At 70.5% G+C, this 19,198-nt stretch carries 17 protein-coding genes and 2 riboswitches; of the genes, 5 read left to right on the top strand and 12 right to left on the bottom strand.

What is annotated here, in order from left to right:
• Positions 1 to 37: 37 nt before the first annotated feature.
• From ACTYVM_RS29605 to ACTYVM_RS29590, 4 genes are all read right to left on the bottom strand, one after another.
• A complete protein-coding gene (locus ACTYVM_RS29605; protein ID WP_445528960.1) occupies positions 38 to 1,759 on the bottom strand; it encodes an ABC transporter substrate-binding protein in 1,722 nt (573 codons plus the stop codon).
• Between the two features lie 66 nt (positions 1,760 to 1,825).
• Positions 1,826 to 2,824, bottom strand: coding sequence for an ABC transporter permease (locus ACTYVM_RS29600; protein WP_445528904.1), 999 nt, complete (start codon positions 2,822 to 2,824; stop codon positions 1,826 to 1,828).
• A 704-nt stretch (positions 2,825 to 3,528) separates the two neighbouring features.
• Positions 3,529 to 4,323: an enhanced serine sensitivity protein SseB C-terminal domain-containing protein gene (locus ACTYVM_RS29595; RefSeq protein WP_445528903.1), complete on the bottom strand. Its 795-nt coding sequence runs from the start codon at positions 4,321 to 4,323 to the stop codon at positions 3,529 to 3,531.
• A 199-nt stretch (positions 4,324 to 4,522) separates the two neighbouring features.
• A complete protein-coding gene (locus tag ACTYVM_RS29590; RefSeq protein WP_445528902.1) occupies positions 4,523 to 5,314 on the bottom strand; it encodes an enhanced serine sensitivity protein SseB in 792 nt (263 codons plus the stop codon).
• 213 nt (positions 5,315 to 5,527) lie between these two features.
• Positions 5,528 to 5,624, top strand: a riboswitch (glycine riboswitch).
• Positions 5,625 to 5,742: riboswitch (glycine riboswitch) on the top strand.
• Between the two features lie 75 nt (positions 5,743 to 5,817).
• On the opposite strand from ACTYVM_RS29590, the gene gcvT reads away from it, so the two are divergent.
• From gcvT to ACTYVM_RS29570, 4 genes are all read left to right on the top strand, one after another.
• Positions 5,818 to 6,945, top strand: a complete 1,128-nt coding sequence (gene gcvT, locus ACTYVM_RS29585) for a glycine cleavage system aminomethyltransferase GcvT (RefSeq protein ID WP_445528901.1) — start codon at positions 5,818 to 5,820, stop codon at positions 6,943 to 6,945.
• Positions 6,946 to 7,055: 110 nt separating this feature from the next.
• Entirely contained in the window at positions 7,056 to 7,433 is a 378-nt protein-coding gene (gene gcvH / locus ACTYVM_RS29580) for a glycine cleavage system protein GcvH (protein ID WP_400037597.1), read from the top strand.
• Between the two features lie 17 nt (positions 7,434 to 7,450).
• Positions 7,451 to 8,713, top strand: a complete 1,263-nt coding sequence (gene glyA, locus ACTYVM_RS29575; RefSeq protein ID WP_445528900.1) for a serine hydroxymethyltransferase — start codon at positions 7,451 to 7,453, stop codon at positions 8,711 to 8,713.
• Positions 8,714 to 8,813: 100 nt separating this feature from the next.
• Positions 8,814 to 10,181, top strand: coding sequence for an L-serine ammonia-lyase (locus ACTYVM_RS29570; protein ID WP_445528899.1), 1,368 nt, complete (start codon positions 8,814 to 8,816; stop codon positions 10,179 to 10,181).
• Between the two features lie 32 nt (positions 10,182 to 10,213).
• Here the strand turns inward: ACTYVM_RS29570 and ACTYVM_RS29565 are convergent, their stop codons facing one another.
• Together ACTYVM_RS29565 and ACTYVM_RS29560 are read right to left on the bottom strand one after the other, a co-directional pair.
• Positions 10,214 to 11,299, bottom strand: coding sequence for a TFIIB-type zinc ribbon-containing protein (locus ACTYVM_RS29565; RefSeq protein WP_445528898.1), 1,086 nt, complete (start codon positions 11,297 to 11,299; stop codon positions 10,214 to 10,216).
• 19 nt (positions 11,300 to 11,318) lie between these two features.
• Positions 11,319 to 12,428: an SPFH domain-containing protein gene (locus ACTYVM_RS29560; protein ID WP_445528897.1), complete on the bottom strand. Its 1,110-nt coding sequence runs from the start codon at positions 12,426 to 12,428 to the stop codon at positions 11,319 to 11,321.
• Positions 12,429 to 12,641: 213 nt separating this feature from the next.
• Between ACTYVM_RS29560 and ACTYVM_RS29555 the strand changes: the two genes are divergently transcribed.
• Positions 12,642 to 13,196, top strand: coding sequence for a GH25 family lysozyme (locus ACTYVM_RS29555; RefSeq protein ID WP_445528896.1), 555 nt, complete (start codon positions 12,642 to 12,644; stop codon positions 13,194 to 13,196).
• A 36-nt stretch (positions 13,197 to 13,232) separates the two neighbouring features.
• On the opposite strand, the gene ACTYVM_RS29550 is transcribed toward ACTYVM_RS29555, so the two are convergent.
• The 6 genes from ACTYVM_RS29550 to ACTYVM_RS29525 form a co-directional block, all read right to left on the bottom strand.
• A complete protein-coding gene (locus ACTYVM_RS29550) occupies positions 13,233 to 14,144 on the bottom strand; it encodes a MerR family transcriptional regulator (RefSeq protein ID WP_445528895.1) in 912 nt (303 codons plus the stop codon).
• A gap of 44 nt (positions 14,145 to 14,188) precedes the next feature.
• A complete protein-coding gene (locus ACTYVM_RS29545; RefSeq protein WP_445528894.1) occupies positions 14,189 to 15,373 on the bottom strand; it encodes a YncE family protein in 1,185 nt (394 codons plus the stop codon).
• On the bottom strand, positions 15,373 to 16,164 hold the full coding sequence (locus ACTYVM_RS29540; RefSeq protein ID WP_445528893.1) for a polysaccharide deacetylase family protein: 792 nt from the start codon (positions 16,162 to 16,164) through the stop codon (positions 15,373 to 15,375). The genes ACTYVM_RS29545 and ACTYVM_RS29540 overlap by 1 nt, the downstream gene beginning before the upstream one ends.
• A gap of 91 nt (positions 16,165 to 16,255) precedes the next feature.
• Positions 16,256 to 16,759: an ATP-binding protein gene (locus tag ACTYVM_RS29535; protein WP_445528892.1), complete on the bottom strand. Its 504-nt coding sequence runs from the start codon at positions 16,757 to 16,759 to the stop codon at positions 16,256 to 16,258.
• A 273-nt stretch (positions 16,760 to 17,032) separates the two neighbouring features.
• Positions 17,033 to 17,800: an enoyl-CoA hydratase/isomerase family protein gene (locus tag ACTYVM_RS29530; RefSeq protein WP_445528891.1), complete on the bottom strand. Its 768-nt coding sequence runs from the start codon at positions 17,798 to 17,800 to the stop codon at positions 17,033 to 17,035.
• Positions 17,801 to 17,894: 94 nt separating this feature from the next.
• Complete coding sequence (locus ACTYVM_RS29525) at positions 17,895 to 19,139, bottom strand: L,D-transpeptidase (protein WP_445528890.1); 1,245 nt, start codon at positions 19,137 to 19,139, stop codon at positions 17,895 to 17,897.
• Between the last annotated feature and the right edge of the window lie 59 nt (positions 19,140 to 19,198).

The following is a 19,198-nucleotide window of genomic DNA, read 5'->3' as shown; positions in this document are numbered from 1 at the left end:
TGCCTTCACCTGCCTTTCAGGGAAATCGGGCCTGCAGTTACTTCGAAGAGCCCAGCAGCAGGTAGTCGTACATGCCGAGGTACGCCTGCGAGACCGTGACGTTGGTCGCGGAGTCCGGCCGGAACAGCAGGTTCTTGCGGTAGACCAGCGGCACCACCGAAGCGTTCTCCTGCACCATCTTGTCGATCTCGCCCCAGGCCTTGGTACGGGCCGCGGAGTCGGTGTTGGCGATCGCGGCCTTCAGAGCGGCGTTGATCTTCGAGTCGTTCAGCTCCATCAGGTTGTTGCCACCCGACGGCTTGATGGCCGCACCGTTGATGATCTGGTCGAGGAAGCCGAAGCCGGTCGGCCAGTCGGCGCCCCACGCCATGGACATCATGCCCAGCTTGTGCTCGTGGACGTAGCTCGGGACACCGGCGAAGTTGGAGAAGTACTTACCGGAGGGGAACTGCTTGATGTCGACCTTGATGCCGATGGCCTTCATCGAGTTCTGGATCGCCGTGGCCTGCGCCACCTCGGCGGGACGGTCGGAGCGGGCCGTCAGCGTGGTGGAGAAGCCGTTCGGCTGGCCGCACTGCTTCAGCTCGGCCTTGGCCTTGTCCACGTCGCCCTTGTTCCCGGTGGACGGGTACTGGTCGAACTTGGTGTAGCCGTTGACCGACGGCGGCAGCAGCGTGGTGGCCACGTCGCCCTTGGGCGCGCCGCCGATGGCGTCGACCACCGACTGCTTGTCGAGGCCCCACTGCACGGCCTTGCGGCAGTGGATGTTGTCGAACGGCTTCACGTTCACGTTCAGCGCGATGTACGACGTGGCACCCGCGTAGGAGTTGTCCGTCTGCTTGGCGTACTTGCCGCTCAGCACCTTCGGCTGGGTCTGCGGCTGCACGCCGGTGCCGGCGATGTCACCGGTGACCTTGTCGGCCAGCAGGTCGTTGTCGACCGTGACGGGGTTGACCTTGAACTTGACCTCGTACCGGTCCGGCAGCGCCGTGCGGATCGGGTCCGTCTTCGGGTCCCAGTTCTTGTTGCGGACGAGGGTGGCGCTGCGGCCCTCCTGGTACGACTCGAACTGGTACGGGCCGGACGACACGATGTGCTGGACGTACTTGGCGCCGTCGTCCTTCGCCTGCGGCACGGGAGCCGTCTGGGAGAAGGTCGTCAGGTAGTCGAAGTCGGCGAACGGCTGGTTCAGCTTGAAGACGATCGTCCGGTCGTCCGGGGTCTCGATCGACTTCAGGCCCTCGGGCGACTTGTCCTTGTAGGGGCCCTTGTACTTGTCGCCGCCCACCAGGTAGCTCTTGAAGTAGGTGGGGCCGTTGGACATGACCTCGGGCGCGAAGTTGGAGCGCTCGACGGCGTACTTGACGTCCTTGGACGTGATCGGCGTGCCGTCCTGGTACTTCAGGCCCTCACGCAGGTGGTACGTCCAGGTCTTGGCGTCGGCGCTGGGCTCGCCCAGGGACTCGGCGAGGTCGGGGACGACCTCGAGGCCTGCCGTACCCGCCGCGGGCTTGAACGTGGTGAGCGAGCGCGCGTAGAGGCGCGAGAAGTTCAGCACGAAGCCGTAGTACGTGTTGCCCGGGTCGAGGGAGTCCGGCACGTCCGACTCCTCGAGCGTGACCGTCCCCCCCTTCTTGCTCGACGCGTTGACGATGGAGTCCAGCGCCGCGTCCTTCTTACCGCTGTTACCGCTGCCCTTGCTGCCGCCGCCGTTGTCGTCGCCGCCGCCGCAGGCCGCGGCACCCAGCGAGAGCACCATGACCGACGCGATCGCCGCGGTAACCCTTCTCGTCTTCACGTGAGGAAAGCCCCCTCTATTGATGGATCACTTGCTGCGAGGGTCGAGCGCGTCACGCAGCCCGTCACCCAGCAGGTTGAAGGCCAGGACGGTGACGAAGATCGCCAGTCCGGGCACGAACATGAACTGCGGATCTGCGGTGTAGAGATCCACGGCGTTGCTGAGCATGCCGCCCCACGAGGCCTGCGGCGGGGCGATACCGACTCCAAGGAAGCTCAGCGCGGCCTCGAAGAGAATGTTCGTCGGGATGATCAGCGTCGAGTAGACGAGGATCGGCGCGACGAGGTTGGGGAGCAGTTCCCGGAACAGGACGTACGGACCTCGCGCCCCGAGGCTCTGAGCGGCCTCGATGAACTCCCGCTTGCGCAGGCTCATGGTCTGGGCGCGCACGATGCGTCCGATGTACGGCCAGCTGAAGAAGCCGATCACGAAGATCAGCACGCAGATGCGCAGCGACAGCCCGTCCAGGCCGAAGAAGCCGTCCTGCACCGAGGCCGAGATGGCGATGGCGAACAGCAGCAGCGGAAAGGCCAGGAAGGTGTCCATCAGCTTGCTGACGAGGCTGTCCACCCAACCGCCGTAGTACCCGGCGACGACGCCCAGCACCGTGCCGATCACCACCGAGAGCAGGGTGGCGCCGCCTGCGACCAGGAGCGAGACCCAGGAGCCGTCGATGATGCGGGCGAGCATGTCGCGCCCGTACTGGGGCTCGACACCCAGCGGGTGCGACCAGCTCATGCCGCCCCAGCCGCCCTTGGGGGCCAGGAGGGCGGGGTCGATGAGGTCCTGGTGGAACTTGTCGGGGTCGAGCCCGAAGATCCACTCGATGGGCTTGGCCAGGATCGCCATCAGAAGCAGCAGGATGACGACGACACCGCCGGCCATGGCCACCTTGTCCCGCTTGAACCGGGTCCAGGCGATCTGTGTCAGTGAACGCCCTTCGATCTGGCTCTTCTTGGCCCCGGCGAGCACGGCCTCAGGCTGTGCTCCGGCTTCCGCCCCGGTGGTCTCGATCGGTGCGGTCACAGTGACCCGACCCCTCTCGCCGGTGGTGACCGGCCTTTCGTCCGCCGCTGTGGGCGGCCTTGGTTCGCTTACCTGCCGCGCGGTGGCCACAGATGGATGCGGCTCAACTGCCCTGCGAGTTCCCCGATTGGGCTCGATCACAGGATCGTCGGCCTCGTATCTGGAAGGCGAGTCTTCAACGCGCTCACGATCACCCGCCAGATCTGGTGAAGAATGGATGCGCAAACGTGACACGAGTTGAGGGGTTCCGTTATCCGGACAGTGGGTAACGGGGGTCGGACGGGTCCTAGTTGGGACATTTGACGGCACCGGGGGACCAAAGCTCCGACTCTACGCGCAGAGAGCGTGACGCCCGGCCGCTCTCCGCCGGCGCCAGCAGCGGACGGTCAACTCCTCAAACGCAAAGGCAACTTGACCAGCCGACCGGCGCGTGATGCACCTCACGCCCTGCCCGTGGTTTTGCCCCCTCGGGACAAAGAAGCGCCCTTTCGTCCGCCCTACCGGATCGGCCAATCGACGCAATCACGCAAAGAGGAATTCCCGTCACTCACCGCGCACCCGCTTTTCGCTTCCCGCCGGTCCAAGAGCCGGGCCGGCACTCCGACGCCGAATCGACCCGACGCGATTTCCACGCGCCTTTGGCGAAACACCGCGGGGCCGCCTCCCCTGGGGGAGGCGGCCCCGGTCGCGTCGGTCGGTCCGGCTCAGTAGCCGCCGTGGACCGGCGGGTAGCCGTAGCCGGCCACCGGGGCCTGCGCGGGGGCCACGTGGCTCTCCCGGTCGTAGAACGGGCGGGAGTTGGCGCGCAGCCACAGGGCGACCGGGTCGTACTCGTCGGACATCGCGACCGTCGACACCGGCAGACCGTCGGGGACGGCTCCGATGGACTGCTGCATCATCACGCGCACCGAGTCGACGGCCGGCGGCGAGGTGTCGTACACGTCGAGGCCGATGGCGAGGTACGGCGCTCCGAGCGCGGGCTGCACCCAGGCGTGGCGCAGCGAGCGCAGGGCCGGGGTGCGGTGGGCGTTCTGGGTGAGCAGGGCGTAGAACCGCGAGGCCTCGACGGTGGGTTCGGACAGCCGCAGCGGGCCCGCGGGCTGGCGGTCGAGACCGGTGGCGATGCGGCGCAGATCCAGCCACGGGACGCCGACACCGCCGCCCGGGGCGTGCGGGTTCAGCCAGAGGCCGTAGTGGTCGGGGTAGAGGGTGCGGGCCACGTCGAGGCCGTCCACGACCTCGTACGAACGGTTCCAGCCGCTGGCGGACAGCTCCTGGGCGGAGGTCACGCAGGGCGCGTAGCCGTGGCCGTCGACCTCCATGTGGCCGTACTGCGCGTCGGGGGAACCCGCCTGGCCGTGCCACAGCAGCATCCATACCTGGCCGGAGGACGGGGTCGCCAGCACGCGCAGCAGCGCCTCGTAGGCGTCGTAACGCCCGGGCGTCACCTGGCGCAGCGTCTGCTCGACCTGCCCGGCCGTGGTGCCGCTGGCGCTCACTTGTACCGCCCCTCCATACAACCGACGTGTCGACCGAGCCGTGGGTCCGGGTCCTGTCGTCACCTTCCCGTCGTCCGCCCGGCGAGCAGGCGGGAGTCTGACAACAGGGCCTAGCTTAAGCCGCCGTCCGGCGGCCGGGGACTCGCCGTGCGCCGCCGACTGCGGATCGTGTGCGCCCGCCCGGCGTCCCCGGTCGGACTCAGTGGGCGTGCTGGTAGAACGGGCGGACGTGCTCCCTCATCCAGTCCGCCACGGGATCCTGGGCGACGTCCAGGAGGACCAGGTTGACCGGCCACCCGGCCGGGGTCTTCGCCAGGGCCCGGCCCAGGGCGTCCAGGGGGCGGGCCTGTGGGTCGCCGTCCCACTGGGACAGTTCGACGCCGATGAACATCACCGGGTCGTCCGTCTCGACGGCGGCCAGGCAGCGGCGGGCGGTGCTGACCACGCCGGTCTCGGCGAACTCGGCGCAGGCGGCGGCGAGGAAGTCCACCGGGTCGTCCTGCCAGTCCGGTTCGAAGAGGCGGACGCGGCCGCCGGCGGAGGCACCGTCCAGGTGGGTGCGCCCGGCCCGGCACAGTTCGGCCACGGCGGCCGGCGGCAGCGGGACGCCGACCACGCCGTCCGGGTTGAGCGCGATGCCGGCCTGCGGGGGCAGTCCGCGCGCGAACTCGACGGCGGGCGCGACGGTGTACGCCATGTGGGCGCCCGCGACCTGGCGGAACTGCTCCTCGGAGCTGAAGACCGGCACGTAGGCCTGACCGTCGATCTCCACCGTGGGCAGGTCGAGTGGCCCGCTCTGCGGTCCGCCGCCGTTGGGCAGGGGCACCCAGACGAGGCTGCGGCCGAGCACCTCCAGGATCCGGCCACCGGCGGACGGGACACCGAGGGAGGCGGACAGCACCTCCTCCAGCTCGTTGCCGGGCCATCCGCTGTGCGGGTGGGAGTGCGTCTGTGCCGGAAAGTCCGCGGAGAAGTCCGTCGGGAAGTCCATCTGCTACCGCCTGCTGTGAACACTGCTGTGGCCGAAAGGCTATCGGGTACCGGCCCGAACCTCACGAGAAATCCCGGGCCCGCGATCACGGCTGCCCCGGCGAGCGCCCTCGCGGCCCCGTGCACGTCCTGCCACGGCACGGTCACGGATGCCGCCCTGCCGCGAAGCGGGCCGGGCGTGCAATGATGTCCGCGCAACTGCATATCGGCCGTTTGAATCCGCGCGGGAGAGTCCCCAGCCGTCTCACCGGGGCGCCGAAGGAGCAAGTACCTCCCTTGAATCTCTCAGGCACCGTTACCGCGCGGGCGAGGCACATCTGAAAAGCGGGCCGCTGGGCGCAGCGGCCCCACCCAAGGTGCAAGCCGTGCACCGTCCGTCCGACGGCGGTCATGGCGAACCTCTCAGGTTCCGATGACAGATGGGGAGGACATGGATCCGTCCTTGCCCTCCCCCACGCCCGGTTTCGCTCGCGCGGGGGACCCCATCGCCTTGGAGACCGCCCGATGAGCAGTACCCCACCCGACCGACTCCGCCGCACCGCGCTCGACGCGCTGCACCGCTCGCTCGGCGCGACGATGACCGACTTCGCCGGCTGGGACATGCCCCTGCGCTACGGCTCCGAGCGCGACGAGCACATCGCCGTGCGGACGAAGGCCGGCCTGTTCGACCTGTCCCACATGGGCGAGATCACCGTCACCGGCCCGCAGGCCGTCGCCCTGCTGAACCACGCCCTGGTCGGCAACATCGCCACCGTCGGCCTCGGCCGCGCCCGCTACACCATGATCTGCCGGGCCGACGGCGGCATCCTGGACGACCTGATCGTCTACCGGCTGGGCGAGACCGAGTACCTGGTCGTCGCCAACGCCTCCAACGCCCAGGTGGTGCTCGACGCGCTGACCGAGCGGGCGGCGGGCTTCGACGCCGAGGTGCGCGACGACCGGGACGCCTACGCGCTGCTCGCCGTGCAGGGCCCCGAGTCCGCCGGCATCCTGAAGTCGCTGACCGACGCCGACCTGGACGGCCTGAAGTACTACGCCGGTCTCCCCGGCACGGTCGCGGGCGTCCCCGCGCTGATCGCGCGCACCGGCTACACCGGTGAGGACGGCTTCGAGCTGTTCGTGGCCCCCGGTGACGCGGAGAAGGTGTGGCAGGCGCTGACCGAGGCGGGCGCGGACGCCGGCCTGGTCCCGTGCGGGCTGTCCTGCCGGGACACGCTGCGCCTGGAGGCGGGCATGCCGCTGTACGGGCACGAGCTGTCGACCTCGCTGACCCCGTTCGACGCGGGCCTCGGCCGGGTGGTCAAGTTCGAGAAGGAGGGCGACTTCGTCGGCCGCGAGGCCCTGCTGGCCGCCGCCGAGCGCGCCGCCGCCGAGCCGCCCCGGGTGCTCGTCGGCCTGGTCGCCGAGGGCCGCCGGGTCCCGCGCGCCGGGTACGCGGTCGTCGCGGGCGGCGAAGTGATCGGCGAGGTCACCTCCGGCGCCCCCTCCCCCACCCTGGGCAAGCCGATCGCCATGGCGTACGTCGACGCCGCGCACGCCGCCGAGGGCACGCCCGGTGTGGGCGTGGACATCCGGGGCAAGCACGAACGGTACGAGGTCGTGGCGCTGCCCTTCTACAAGCGCCAGAAGTGACACCGTCGTAGCCGCCACGGAGGCGACGTGAGGCACGTCACCCCTGGTCGCGCACACCTTTCGCGCTCCCCATTCATCACCATTGACCCGCGTACAGGAGAATTCAGGCCATGAACAACCCTCAGCATCTGCGCTACAGCAAGGAGCACGAGTGGCTGTCGCCCGTCGAGGACGGCGTGGCGACGGTCGGCATCACCGAGTTCGCGGCCAACGCGCTCGGCGATGTCGTCTACGCCCAGCTCCCGGAGGTCGGCGACACGGTGGCCGCGGGCGAGACCTGCGGTGAGCTGGAGTCGACCAAGTCGGTGTCCGACCTGTACTCCCCCGTCAGCGGTGAGGTCACCGAGACCAACGAGGACGTGGTGAACGACCCGTCGCTGGTGAACTCCGCGCCCTTCGAGGGCGGCTGGCTGTTCAAGGTGCGCCTGGCCGAGGAGCCCGCCGACCTGCTCTCCGCCGACGAGTACGCCGCCGAGACGGCCGGCTGAGAATCGGACATACGCACATGACTGTTCTCAACACTCCCCTGCACGAGCTCGACCCGGACGTGGCCGCCGCGGTCGACGCCGAGCTGCACCGCCAGCAGTCCACGCTCGAGATGATCGCCTCGGAGAACTTCGCCCCGGTCGCGGTCATGGAGGCGCAGGGCTCGGTCCTCACCAACAAGTACGCCGAGGGCTACCCCGGCCGCCGCTACTACGGTGGCTGCGAGCACGTCGACGTGGTCGAGCAGATCGCCATCGACCGCATCAAGGAGCTGTTCGGCGCCGAGCACGCCAACGTGCAGCCGCACTCCGGCGCGCAGGCGAACGCGGCCGCGATGTTCGCGCTGCTCAAGCCCGGCGACACGATCATGGGTCTGAACCTCGCCCACGGCGGGCACCTGACCCACGGCATGAAGATCAACTTCTCCGGCAAGCTCTACGACGTCGTCGCCTACCACGTGGGCGAGGACGGCCTGGTCGACATGGCCGAGGTGGAGCGCCTGGCGAAGGAGTCCAAGCCGAAGCTGATCGTGGCCGGCTGGTCCGCCTACCCGCGCCAGCTGGACTTCGCCGCGTTCCGCCGGATCGCGGACGAGGTCGGCGCGTACCTCATGGTCGACATGGCGCACTTCGCCGGCCTGGTGGCCGCGGGCCTGCACCCCAACCCGGTGCCGCACGCCCACGTGGTCACCACCACCACCCACAAGACGCTGGGCGGCCCGCGCGGCGGTGTCATCCTGTCCACCGCCGAGCTGGCCAAGAAGATCAACTCCGCGGTGTTCCCCGGTCAGCAGGGCGGCCCGCTGGAGCACGTGATCGCCGCCAAGGCGGTGTCCTTCAAGGTCGCCGCGAGCGAGGAGTTCCGCGAGCGCCAGCGCCGTACCCTGGACGGCGCCCGCATCCTGGCCGAGCGCCTGGTCCAGGACGACGTCCGGGCGGTCGGCGTGGACGTCCTGTCCGGCGGCACGGACGTGCACCTGGTCCTGGTCGACCTGCGCGACTCCGAGCTGGACGGTCAGCAGGCCGAGGACCGCCTGCACGAGATCGGGATCACCGTCAACCGCAACGCGATCCCGAACGACCCGCGCCCGCCGATGGTCACCTCCGGCCTCAGGATCGGCACGCCGGCCCTGGCCACCCGCGGTTTCACGACCGAGGACTTCACCGAGGTCGCGGACGTGATCGCCGAGGCGCTGAAGCCGTCGTACGACGCCGACGCCCTCAAGGCCCGGGTGCGCGCCCTGGCCGACAAGCACCCGCTGTACCCGGGGCTGAACAAGTAGGTCCCGTCCCCAGGAGTGCCGCGTACGGCCGGAGACCCCGGTCCGTGCGCGGCGCCCCGCCCCTGGCACCCCCAGCACCACCCCGTCTTGAGGAGTCTCCGTGGCCATCTCGGTCTTCGACCTGTTCTCGATCGGCATAGGCCCGTCGAGCTCCCACACGGTCGGCCCGATGCGGGCGGCCCGCATGTTCGCCCGTCGGCTGCGCAATGAGGACCTGCTGGCGCGGACCGCGTCGGTCCGCGCCGAGCTGTACGGCTCCCTCGGGGCGACGGGCCACGGCCACGGCACACCGAAGGCGGTGCTGCTCGGTCTGGAGGGCGCCTCGCCGCGCACGGTGGACGTGGAGACGGCCGACGAGCGGGTGGAGACGATCAGGACCTCCGGCCGGCTGAGCCTGCTCGGCGAACACGAGATCGCGTTCTCCTACGACGACGACATGGTCCTGCACCGCCGCAAGGCGCTCCCCTACCACGCCAACGGCATGACCCTGTGGGCCCACGACGCCTCCGGTGCCGAGCTGCTGGCCAAGACGTACTACTCGGTCGGCGGCGGCTTCGTCGTGGACGAGGAGGCGGTGGGCGCGGACCGCATCAAGCTGGACGACACGGTGCTGAAGTACCCGTTCCGCTCGGGCGACGAGCTGCTGCGCCTGACGCAGGAGACCGGCCTGTCGATCTCGTCCCTGATGCTGGAGAACGAGCGGGCCTGGCGCACCGAGGAGGAGATCCGCGAGGGCCTGCTGGAGATCTGGCGGGTGATGCAGGCGTGCGTGGGGCGCGGCCTGAACCGCGAGGGCATCCTGCCGGGCGGCCTGAAGGTGCGCCGCCGCGCGGCCGTCACCGCCCGCCAGCTGCGCGCCGAGGGCGACGCGGCGGCCCGCGCGATGGAGTGGATCACCCTCTACGCGATGGCGGTGAACGAGGAGAACGCGGCCGGCGGCCGGGTGGTCACCGCCCCGACCAACGGCGCGGCCGGCATCATCCCGGCGGTCCTGCACTACTACATCAACTTCATCCCCGGCGCGGACGAGGACGGCGTGGTCCGCTTCCTGCTCGCCGCCGGCGCGATCGGCATGCTCTTCAAGGAGAACGCCTCCATCTCCGGCGCCGAGGTCGGCTGCCAGGGCGAGGTCGGCTCGGCCTGCTCGATGGCGGCGGGCGCCCTGGCCGAGGTCCTGGGCGGCACGCCGGAGCAGGTCGAGAACGCGGCCGAGATCGGCATGGAGCACAACCTCGGCCTCACCTGCGACCCCGTGGGCGGCCTGGTCCAGATCCCCTGCATCGAGCGCAACGGCATGGCCGCGGTCAAGGCGGTCACCGCCGCCCGGATGGCCATGCGCGGCGACGGCTCCCACAAGGTCTCCCTCGACAAGGTCATCAAGACCATGAAGGAGACCGGCGCGGACATGTCGGTGAAGTACAAGGAGACGGCCCGGGGCGGCCTGGCGGTGAACATCATCGAGTGCTGAGGAGGTCCGGCCCGGGCCCGCCGCGCGGGCCGCTACCTTCTGACGCTCAGCCAGACGACCAGCGCGATCACCGCGAGCGAGGCGGCGACGATCTTGCCAGTGCTGTAGGGGCGCTCGCCGACCACCTCGCCGGTGCGGGCGTTCACCGTCACCTGCCAGGTCCGCCCGGCGTGCAGGTAGGTCAGGAACCACACCGGGAGCAGCATCAGCTTGAAGGTGACGTCGGAGTAGTGGGTGTCGACCGACTCGACCCGCTGCTCGTCGCCCCCGATGTCGCTGCGGCAGTCGCCCTCGATGACCTCGGCCATCCGCTGCTCGGCCGTCGCCAGGCCGTCCTCGGGCTCGATGTCGTAGCGCACCGTCTGGAAGCCCGCCAGGTACTCCTCCTGGTAGGGCCTGGCCTCCTCCAGCGGCCAGGGCGTGAGCTTGTCGAGCTGCTTGGCGGTGACGTGGCTGGTGCCGGGCACCAGCACGTCGTCGAAGTCCCGGGAGACCGTCCCCGAGGCCGGGTACCAGCGGGTGTGCCGCACCTGCTCGGTCACGGTGCGGGTCTGGCCGTTCTCGGTGACGGTGCGCGTCACGGTCTCGTAGTAGTACACGCCGCGCCGGCCCCGGTAGTCGGAGACGGTGGCCGCGTCGTACGTCCAGTGCGGCAGGTAGCTGCCCTTGAAGGACTCCGCCTCGGTGACCTTCTTCAGGTCCTTCGGGGCGAACCAGCGGGAAGACGTCCAGGTGCGCAGCGCCTCCCGGGCCGCGTCGCGGTCCAGGCCGAACGGGACGACGGCCTCGGGCACGACCCGCTCGGTGGCGCCCGCGTCGGCCACCAGGGGCGTGGCGCAGAACTGGCAGCGCACGGAGAGGGAGTCGCTCTCGGTGCGGGCCCCGCACCCCGGGCAGACGAAGGTGTTCACGGAGCCGGGTCCGGCCAGTGGCTTGGCGGGGAGGGCCGCCAGCTCCTGGATCGGGTGCTCCCGTACCGCACGCGGGACGGGCACGATGGCCTGCTGGTGCCCGCAGTAGGGGCAGCGCAGCGCGTCGGTCCCCGGGGCGTACTCCACGGTGGCACCGCAGGCCTCGCAGGGGTACGAGCGGGCGGCGGTGGCCTGGTCCTCGGTCATGGTCGTCGTCCCCGCCCGCTCAGGCCTGGGGCGGCAGCGGCGGCGGGACGCTGCCGAAGAGGCGTTCGACCTCAGGGACCTGCTCGGCGGGGAGCCAGCCGGCCATGCCGTTCTGCCAGACCAGGGTGGTCCGGGTGAGGGTGCCCGCGCTGATCAGGCCGGTCAGCGCGGCGGTGTCGTACGGGCCCTGCTGGGCGCCGCCGACGCCGACGAACCACTGCTGCTGGGGCAGCGGCGGCGGGGTGGCCGGGGCGGGAGCGGGTGCCGGGGCCGCGGGGGGCTGCTGCGGGGTGAGGCCCTCCGCCATGCGGCGGCCCAGGGCCATGCCGACGCCCAGTCCGACGCCCTCGCCGGCGGCGCCGGGGTTGCGCGCGGCGTCGCCGATCGCGTCGGCCGCCTGGAGCTGGGTGTACTGGTCGAGGTTGCCCACGATCCCCATCCGGGAGCGGGCGTCGACGGCGGCCTCGACCTCGGGCGGCAGCGAGATGTTCTCGATGATGAACTTCGGCACGGCGATGCCGACCGGGGCCAGTTCCTCGGTGAGGGCGCCCGCCAGCCTGGCGCCGAGCCCGTCCTGCCGTGTGGCCAGGTCCAGCATCGGCACGCCCGCCGTGGCCAGGGCGGTGGCCAGCCGGCCGACGATCAGCTGCCGCAGGTACTCCTGCACTTCCTCGGTGCGGAACTGCGGGTCGGTGCCGGCCAGCTCGCGCAGCAGCGCGGCGGCGTCCACGACGCGCGCGGTGAAGGCGCCGAAGGCCCGCAGCCGGACCATGCCGAACTCGGGGTCCCGGACGATGACCGGGTTCTGGGTGCCCCACTTGAGGTCGGTGAACTGGCGGGTGGTGACGAAGTAGACCTCGGCCTTGAAGGGCGAGTGGAAGCCGTACTTCCAGCCCTTCAGGGTGGACAGCACCGGCAGGTTCTGCGTCTCGAGGGTGTAGGTGCCGGGCGTGAAGACGTCGGCGATCTGCCCCTCGTTGACGAAGACCGCCGTCTGCGACTCGCGGACGACGAGCTGGGCGCCCATCTTGATCTCGTTCTCGTAGCGCGGGAAGCGCCAGACGATGGTGTCCCGGCTGTCGTCGGTCCACTCGATGATGTCGATGAACTCACCACGTATACGGTCCATCAGTCCCATGGCCCGCCCCCGTTTCCTCTGCATGCGGCTTGCTTCGCGACCGCACGATAGCAATCGCCGCTGACCTGCGCGGAGGTGGCCGCCGTACCGGGTTCGGTGGTCCCCCGGAGCTGATGTTCGAACGCCCTGAGGGGATCGTCCGTATCAGGACGGGGCAGAACCCGACCGACGACTCCTCCCCCACGGCACCTTCAGGGAGTGCGCATGCTGCACGGCATCGACGTGAGCGCCTACCAGTCCTCCACCTACGGCACGAGCGGCCTCTCCTTCGTCTTCATCAAGGCGACGGAGGGCCGTTCGTACGTCAACTCCAAGCTCAGCGCCCAGACCAAGCACGGCCGCGACGCCGGTCTCGTGGTCGGCTTCTACCACTTCCTTTGGCCGGGCGACATCACCGCGCAGGCGGAGTACTTCGTCGCGCACGCCCCCGCGAAGGCGGGCGACGTCCTCGCCGTCGACTGGGAGACGACGGGTGGGGGCACGCACGCGAGTAACGCGGAGAAGGACGCGTTCATCCGGAAGGTCAAGTCCCTGCGCCCGCACAACCGGGTCGTGCTCTACACGAACAGGAACTTCTGGCTCACCATCGACACCACGTCCTACGCGGGCGACGGCCTGTGGATCGCCGACTACGTCACCGCCGGGCAGCCCCGGATCAAGGCCAAGTGGCTCTTCCACCAGTACACCGACAACCCGCTGGACACGGACGTGGCGAACTTCGCCAGCAAGGCGGCGCTGCAGCAGTGGGCGGCCATCTGATCCGGGTCGGCGCCGGCTGTCGCGGGCCCGCGCGGATCAGTCGTTCACACGGGCGCGCAGGGCGTTGACCACCCAGGCGAACTCCGTCCGGTACGCCGGTGCGGGCGTCCCCTTCAGGGTCGCCAGCAACTCGCGGTAGCGGGCGAGCCTGACGTTGTGGGACGCCTCCAGGCGCTCGATGACGGCCGCGCGGTCGGCGTCGCCGAGCAGCTCGTCCAGCACCTCGTCGGCTTCCGGGGCCTCAGGGGCGAGGCCGCGTTCCACGGCCTGCCCCGCCAGCTGGACGAGTCGCTTGACGAACCACATGGACGCCCCGGCGGGCGTCTCGTGGCCGCGGTCGGCGGCGTTGAACTCGGCCGCCTGGCGCATCCGCGCCCGGAACTCCGGGTCCCGCACCAGTTCGGCCAGCTCCACCCAGGCGTCGACCTGCTCGGGTGTCGGGTCCTCGGGCAGGTCCATCGCGGTGCGCCGCATGCGTTCGTGGATCTCGGGGTCGGCGGTGTCGAGCCCGTGGAACATCTCCTCCACGAACTCCTCCATGATCCTCCTGCGTTCGGCCACCGACAGCCGGGCCAGCTTGTTCATCAGGGTCGTCTCCTCCGCACTCGAGCCGCGTCGGGCCACGGTCGACAGCACCGCCTTGGTCACCCTCAGCGAGCGGATCTGCGCGTCCAGCGCGACCACGTGGGCCGCCGCCACCTGCGCGACCGTCCGCTCCCCCGCCAGCACCCCGCGCACGTCGGCCAGGCCGAGGCCCAGCTCGCGCAGGGTGCGGATCAGCTCCAGGCGGGCGACGCAGGCCGCGTCGAAGAGTCGGTAGCCGCCCGTGGAGCGGGCCACCGGGGGCAGGACGCCCTCGTCCGACCAGTAGCGGATGGTGCGTACGGTCAGTCCGGTGACCCGGGCCAGCTCGCCGATGGTGAGAAGGCCGGTGCCGTCTTCGGTCATGTCGGCGAGTGTGGACCTTCCAGCGGCTGGAGACTCAAGTCGGGTCAGCGGAAGATGCCCGTGTGACCCAGCGAGTAGCGGCCCGGCTGGGGGTAGACCGCGAGGCCGTGGGGGCCGCTGCCGACCTTGATGCGGGCGAGCTGGGCGCCGGTGCGGGTGTCGATGGCGTACACCTCGGAGTTGTAGCGGCCGGACAGCCACAGCACCTTGCCGTCGGCGGAGACGCCGCCCATGTCGGGGCTTCCGCCGTGCGGCAGACGCCACTTCCTGGTCAGCTTGCCCTGGGGGAAGTCGAAGACGGAGATGGTGCCCTCACCGCGGTTGGAGATGTACATCTCGCGGGAGTCGCGGCTGACGTACAGGCCGTGGGCGCCCTTGCCGGTGGGGAGGAACGTCGGTTTGCCGAAGGTGTCGCCGTTCAGGATCCACAGCCCGTCGGCCACCATGTCGGCGACGTAGAACTTCTTGCCGTCGGGCGAGATCTTCACGTCCTGCGGCATGGCGCCGGGGAAGTCCAGCTTCTGCTGGCCGACGACCTCCATCCTCGCCGTGTCGACCTTGAGCAGTTCGGAGCTGAACTCGCAGGAGACGATGAAGTAGCGGCCGTCCACGGAGAAGTCGGCGTGGTTGACGCCGGCACAGGCGACCGGCACGGCCTTGACCGTCTTCATGGTGTGCGCGTCGCGGAAGACGAGCTGGTGGTCCTTGGAGGCCATGACGACGGCGTACTTGCCGTCGGGCGTGAAGTAGAGGTTGTACGGGTCGTGCACGTCGACCGGCTTGCCCGCCTTGCCGGTTCTCGGGTCGATGGGGGTCAGGGAGTTGCCGAGGTCGTTGTTGACCCACAGCGTCTTCAGGTCCCAGGACGGCACGACGTGCTGGGGCTGGCGGCCCACCGGGATGGTCTCGACGACCTTGTACGTCTCGGGGTCGATGACCGTGACGGTGTTGGAGTTGGTGTTGGGGACGTAGACGCGGGACGGGAAGTCCCGGACCACCGGGGAGAGTTTGCCCGGGCGGTCGGCGGCGTAGACGTCGGTCGGGTCGAGGACCGGCGGCATGCCGGGCAGCACGTCGGCGGCCTGCTGCCGGGGCCGGACGGGCTCCTTGCTGGCGACGGCCTGGTCGGCGTGGTTCTTCGAGCCCCCGCCGGTGCAGGCGGACAGCGCGGTGAGCACGAGGCAGGCGGCGCCCGCGGTCAGGACCCGGGCGATGGAAGTGGATGGCATCAGCTCAGCAGCTCCGTGGTGGTGACCGCGTGGAGGCCGCGGCGGTCGAGTTCTTTGAGGACGTCGGGGAGGGCGGCGACCGTGTCCGGGTACCCGAAGTGCAGGCTCACCACGGATCCGTTGCGGATCCCGGCCAGGACCGTGCGGGTGACGGCGGGGGCGCCGGGCCGGGTGTAGTCGAGGGAGTCGACGTCGTAGGACAGCACGTGCGGGTACCCGGCCGCGCGGGCCAGCCGCTGGACCAGGGGGGAGGCGGTCGGGGCGCGCGAGGGGCGGAACCAGGTGCCGATCGAGCCGGTGAGCCGTTTCAGCCGGTCAGCGCAGTCGGTGATCTCCGCGCGGGCGTCGGCCTCCGCCATGGCGTTGACGGCCCCGTGGTGCTGGGTGTGGTTGCCGAGGTCGTGGCCGCCGTCGAGGATCCGGCGGGCCAGCTGCGGATGCTGGTCGAGCCAGGTGCCGACGGCGAGCACGGTGAGGCGGGCGCCGTGTTTCTCGGCCGCCGTGAGCAGGGCCTGGGCGGTCTCGGGGTCGCCCTGGCCGTGGAAGGTGAGGGCGACGCGCGGCCGGTCGCGCGGGCCGTGGGCGATCTGCGCGGGCTGCCCGGGGAAGGGGCGCGGCGCGGGCGCGGCACGCGGGGACCCGGCGGAGGAGGCCGAGGACGCGGCGAACGAGGTGGAGGACGCGGTGGCGTGCGGGGCGGCACCGGTGGAGGAGCACCCGGCGGCGAGCCCGGCACCGGCGACGAGCCCGGCACCGGCCCGCAGCACACCGCGGCGGTCGGTCGTGGTCACCGCACCATTTAAGAGGCAGAGAGTAAGAAAACGGGCGATTCACACGTAGGGATACGGGATGAGCGTCCGTCAGGTCCGGCCGAACCGGGGGTCAGCGGTCGGCCACGCGCATCTCGAACCACGTCGTCTTGCCCCGCGGCAGCAGGTCGACCCCCCAGCGGTCGGACAGCTGGTCGACGAGGAACAGGCCGCGCCCGCTGATGTCCAGCTCCTGCACGGGCATCAGGCAGGGCAGCCCCCGGGAGGGGTCGCGGACCTCGACGCGGAGCCAGCCGCGGCGGCGGCGCATCCGCAGCCCGAAGACGCGGGCGCCGGTGTGCCGCACGGCGTTTCCCACCAGTTCGGAGACGAGCAGGACGGTGTCCTCGGTCAGTTTCGGGGACAGTCCCCACTGGCGCAGGACGACGACCTGGGCGAGCCTGCGGGCGGTGGCGGCGGATTCGGGGCGGGACGGCAGCGGAACCTCCGACTCCGTCGGGTTGCCGTACAACTCCAGCGCCTTGAGCGCCCGTTCGTCCTCGACCGCGGGCGACCAGCGCGCCGCGGCCGCACGTGACTGCCCCCGCGGCTGTTCGATGCCTTCCAGCCCGGCCATGCCCCCATCATGGCCGTCCGCGGCCCCCCGCGGGGCGGTTCCCGCGGAATACGCCCCCCGGGTGTCCTCTGCGCACGGGATTCGAACGGCATATGCCGATGGCACTTCGGGCTCGTCGGCGGCCCCGTTGACCTGGGCGGACGGATCGGCTGGAGGCAATCGACCGGCTCCCTCGGCACGGCGGGCTCACGGCTGCGTCAAGGCTGCCACAAACCGCCCGCCGGGGGGCCCGGAATCAGACGCCGCGTCATTTGCAAGAGGGCGGGCGGGGATTCACAGGAACTTCGCCTTGCCGGGGCCCTCCTCGACGAAGCTGCGCATCCCGCGCTCGCGGTCCTCCGTGGCGAACAGGCCCGCGAACCAGTTGCGCTCGATGGCGAGTCCGGTCTCGAGGTCCGTCTCCAGGCCGGCGTCGATCGACTCCTTGGCCGCGCGCAGCGCGATGGCCGGTCCCTGGGCCAGCCGCGCGGCCCAGGCGTGCGCGGCCTCGTAGACCTCGGCGGCCGGGACCACGCGGTCCACCAGGCCGATGGCGAGGGCCTCGTCGGCCTTGACCTGACGGCCCGTGAAGATGAGGTCCTTGGCCTTGGAGGGGCCGATCAGCCGGGACAGCCGCTGCGTGCCGCCCGCGCCGGGGATGAGGCCGAGCAGGATCTCCGGCTGGCCGAGCTTGGCGTTGTCGGCGGCGATCCGGTAGTCCGCGCAGAGCGCGAGCTCGCAACCGCCGCCCAGCGCGTAACCGGTGACGGCGGCGACCACCGGCTTGGGGATGCGGGCCACGGCGGTGAAGGAGTCCTGCAGGGCACGGGCCCGCACGACCATCGCCGCGTGGTCCATCACCTGCATCTCCTTGATGTCCGCGCCGGCCGCGAACACCTTCTCCCCGCCGTAGATCACCACGGCGCGCACGTCCTCGCGGCGGGTGGCCTCCTCGGCGAGCTCCTTGATCCGGTCCTGCGTCGCGACGTCGAGCGCGTTCATCGGCGGGCGGTCCAGGCGCAGCGTGCCGACGCCCTCGGCGACTTCCAGAGATACGGTCATGAGTGCAGGTTAACGTCCACTAACGGCGAACCGCCCGGTGCGGTCCCTCACACCGGGCGGTGCCGTCGTGCTGCCCTGCTGCCGTCGGGGACGGTCAGGCCTTCCACTCGTCCCAGGACATGTTCCATCCGTTCATCCCGTTGTCCGGGGCGACGGTACGGTCCTGGGAGTTCTTCACGACGACCACGTCGCCGATGATCGAGCGGTTGAAGAACCAGGCGGCCGGCACCCCGCTGTCGTAGCCGCCGCGCACGTCGCGCAGGCCGACGCAGCCGTGGCTGGCGTTGTAGTTGCCGAAGGCGCCGCCGCCCCAGTAGTTGCCGTGGATGAAGGTGCCGGAGTTGGTCAGGCGCATGGCGTGCGGGACGTCCTTGATGTCGTACTCGCCGCCGAAGCCGACCGTCTCACCGTTCATCCGGGTGACCGTGAGCTTCTCGGTGATGACCATCTGTCCGTTCCAGGTGGCGGTGCCCGGCGCTCCCGCGGTGATGGGGATGGTCCTGACGACCTTGCCCTCCCGCATGACCTTCATGGTGTGCTTCTTGGCGTCGACCACGGAGACCTGGTTGCGGCCGATGGTGAAGGAGACCGTCTTGGTCTGCTTGCCGTAGACGCCGGGGCGGCCCTCGACACCGTCGAAGTTGAGCTTGACGGTGACCTTGGTGCCGGCCTTCCAGTAGTGCTCGGGCCGGAAGTCGAGGCGGTCGTTGCCGAACCAGTGGCCGGCGACCTCGACGGCCGGCTCGGTCGTGATCTCGATCGCCTTCTCGACGGCCTTCGGGGCCGTGATGCCCCGGGTGAAGCGGAGGGAGAACGGCATTCCGACGCCCACGGTGGAGCCGTCCTCGGGCGTGAAGTAGCCGACGAAGGTGTTCTGCGGCGTCAGGGTGGTGAAGCCGGAGTCCTCGGCCGCCTCACGGCCCGCGGCGTCCTTGGCGACGGCGTGCACCGTGTACTTGGTGGAGGCGGCCAGGTGGATGTCCGGGGTCCACGAGGAACCGTCGGCGGCTATCTGCCCGGATATCGCGGTGCCCTTGGCGTCCTTGACGACGACCTGGGTGAGCTTGCCCTTGCTCGCACCGACCTTGAGGGCGCCGCTCGTGTCGACGGCCTTCGCGCCGTTCTCGGGCGCGATGGTCACGACCGCCTGCGACTGCTCACTGCGCACCGTGTCGACGTCCTTGTCCTTCCCCCCACGGGACGACGGGTCGTGGGCGCCGCCTCCGCCGCACGCGGTGACGGCGAGGAGCAGCACCCCGGTGGCCAGCGTCAGCAGCCCCTTGCTCCCCCGTCGTTTCCGCGCACCCACCGATGCCCCCGAAATCGGCCGCACGTTCACCTTGTTCTCCCCTCCCCGGGCCGGAACAGACCCGCGCCCCAGCGCGCCGTACGCGCTCT

The sequence above is a fragment of the Streptomyces cyslabdanicus genome, from assembly GCF_052663305.1.
Note: the sequence above shows the minus strand (reverse complement) of the source record. Positions and strands in the feature narration are given on the sequence as shown.

What these genes read in the sequence shown, in the direction of transcription:
- ACTYVM_RS29555 (WP_445528896.1), top strand. Translation starts at nt 12,642, where the DNA reads ATGCTGCACGGCATCGACGTGAGCGCCTACCAGTCCTCCACCTACGGC.
- ACTYVM_RS29535 (WP_445528892.1), bottom strand. Translation starts at nt 16,759, where the DNA reads ATGGCCGGGCTGGAAGGCATCGAACAGCCGCGGGGGCAGTCACGTGCG.
- ACTYVM_RS29560 (WP_445528897.1), bottom strand. Translation starts at nt 12,428, where the DNA reads ATGGACCGTATACGTGGTGAGTTCATCGACATCATCGAGTGGACCGAC.
- ACTYVM_RS29545 (WP_445528894.1), bottom strand. Translation starts at nt 15,373, where the DNA reads ATGCCATCCACTTCCATCGCCCGGGTCCTGACCGCGGGCGCCGCCTGC.
- ACTYVM_RS29565 (WP_445528898.1), bottom strand. Translation starts at nt 11,299, where the DNA reads ATGACCGAGGACCAGGCCACCGCCGCCCGCTCGTACCCCTGCGAGGCC.
- gcvH (WP_400037597.1), top strand. Translation starts at nt 7,056, where the DNA reads ATGAACAACCCTCAGCATCTGCGCTACAGCAAGGAGCACGAGTGGCTG.
- ACTYVM_RS29550 (WP_445528895.1), bottom strand. Translation starts at nt 14,144, where the DNA reads ATGACCGAAGACGGCACCGGCCTTCTCACCATCGGCGAGCTGGCCCGG.
- glyA (WP_445528900.1), top strand. Translation starts at nt 7,451, where the DNA reads ATGACTGTTCTCAACACTCCCCTGCACGAGCTCGACCCGGACGTGGCC.
- ACTYVM_RS29605 (WP_445528960.1), bottom strand. Translation starts at nt 1,759, where the DNA reads ATGGTGCTCTCGCTGGGTGCCGCGGCCTGCGGCGGCGGCGACGACAAC.
- ACTYVM_RS29590 (WP_445528902.1), bottom strand. Translation starts at nt 5,314, where the DNA reads ATGGACTTCCCGACGGACTTCTCCGCGGACTTTCCGGCACAGACGCAC.
- gcvT (WP_445528901.1), top strand. Translation starts at nt 5,818, where the DNA reads ATGAGCAGTACCCCACCCGACCGACTCCGCCGCACCGCGCTCGACGCG.
- ACTYVM_RS29530 (WP_445528891.1), bottom strand. Translation starts at nt 17,800, where the DNA reads ATGACCGTATCTCTGGAAGTCGCCGAGGGCGTCGGCACGCTGCGCCTG.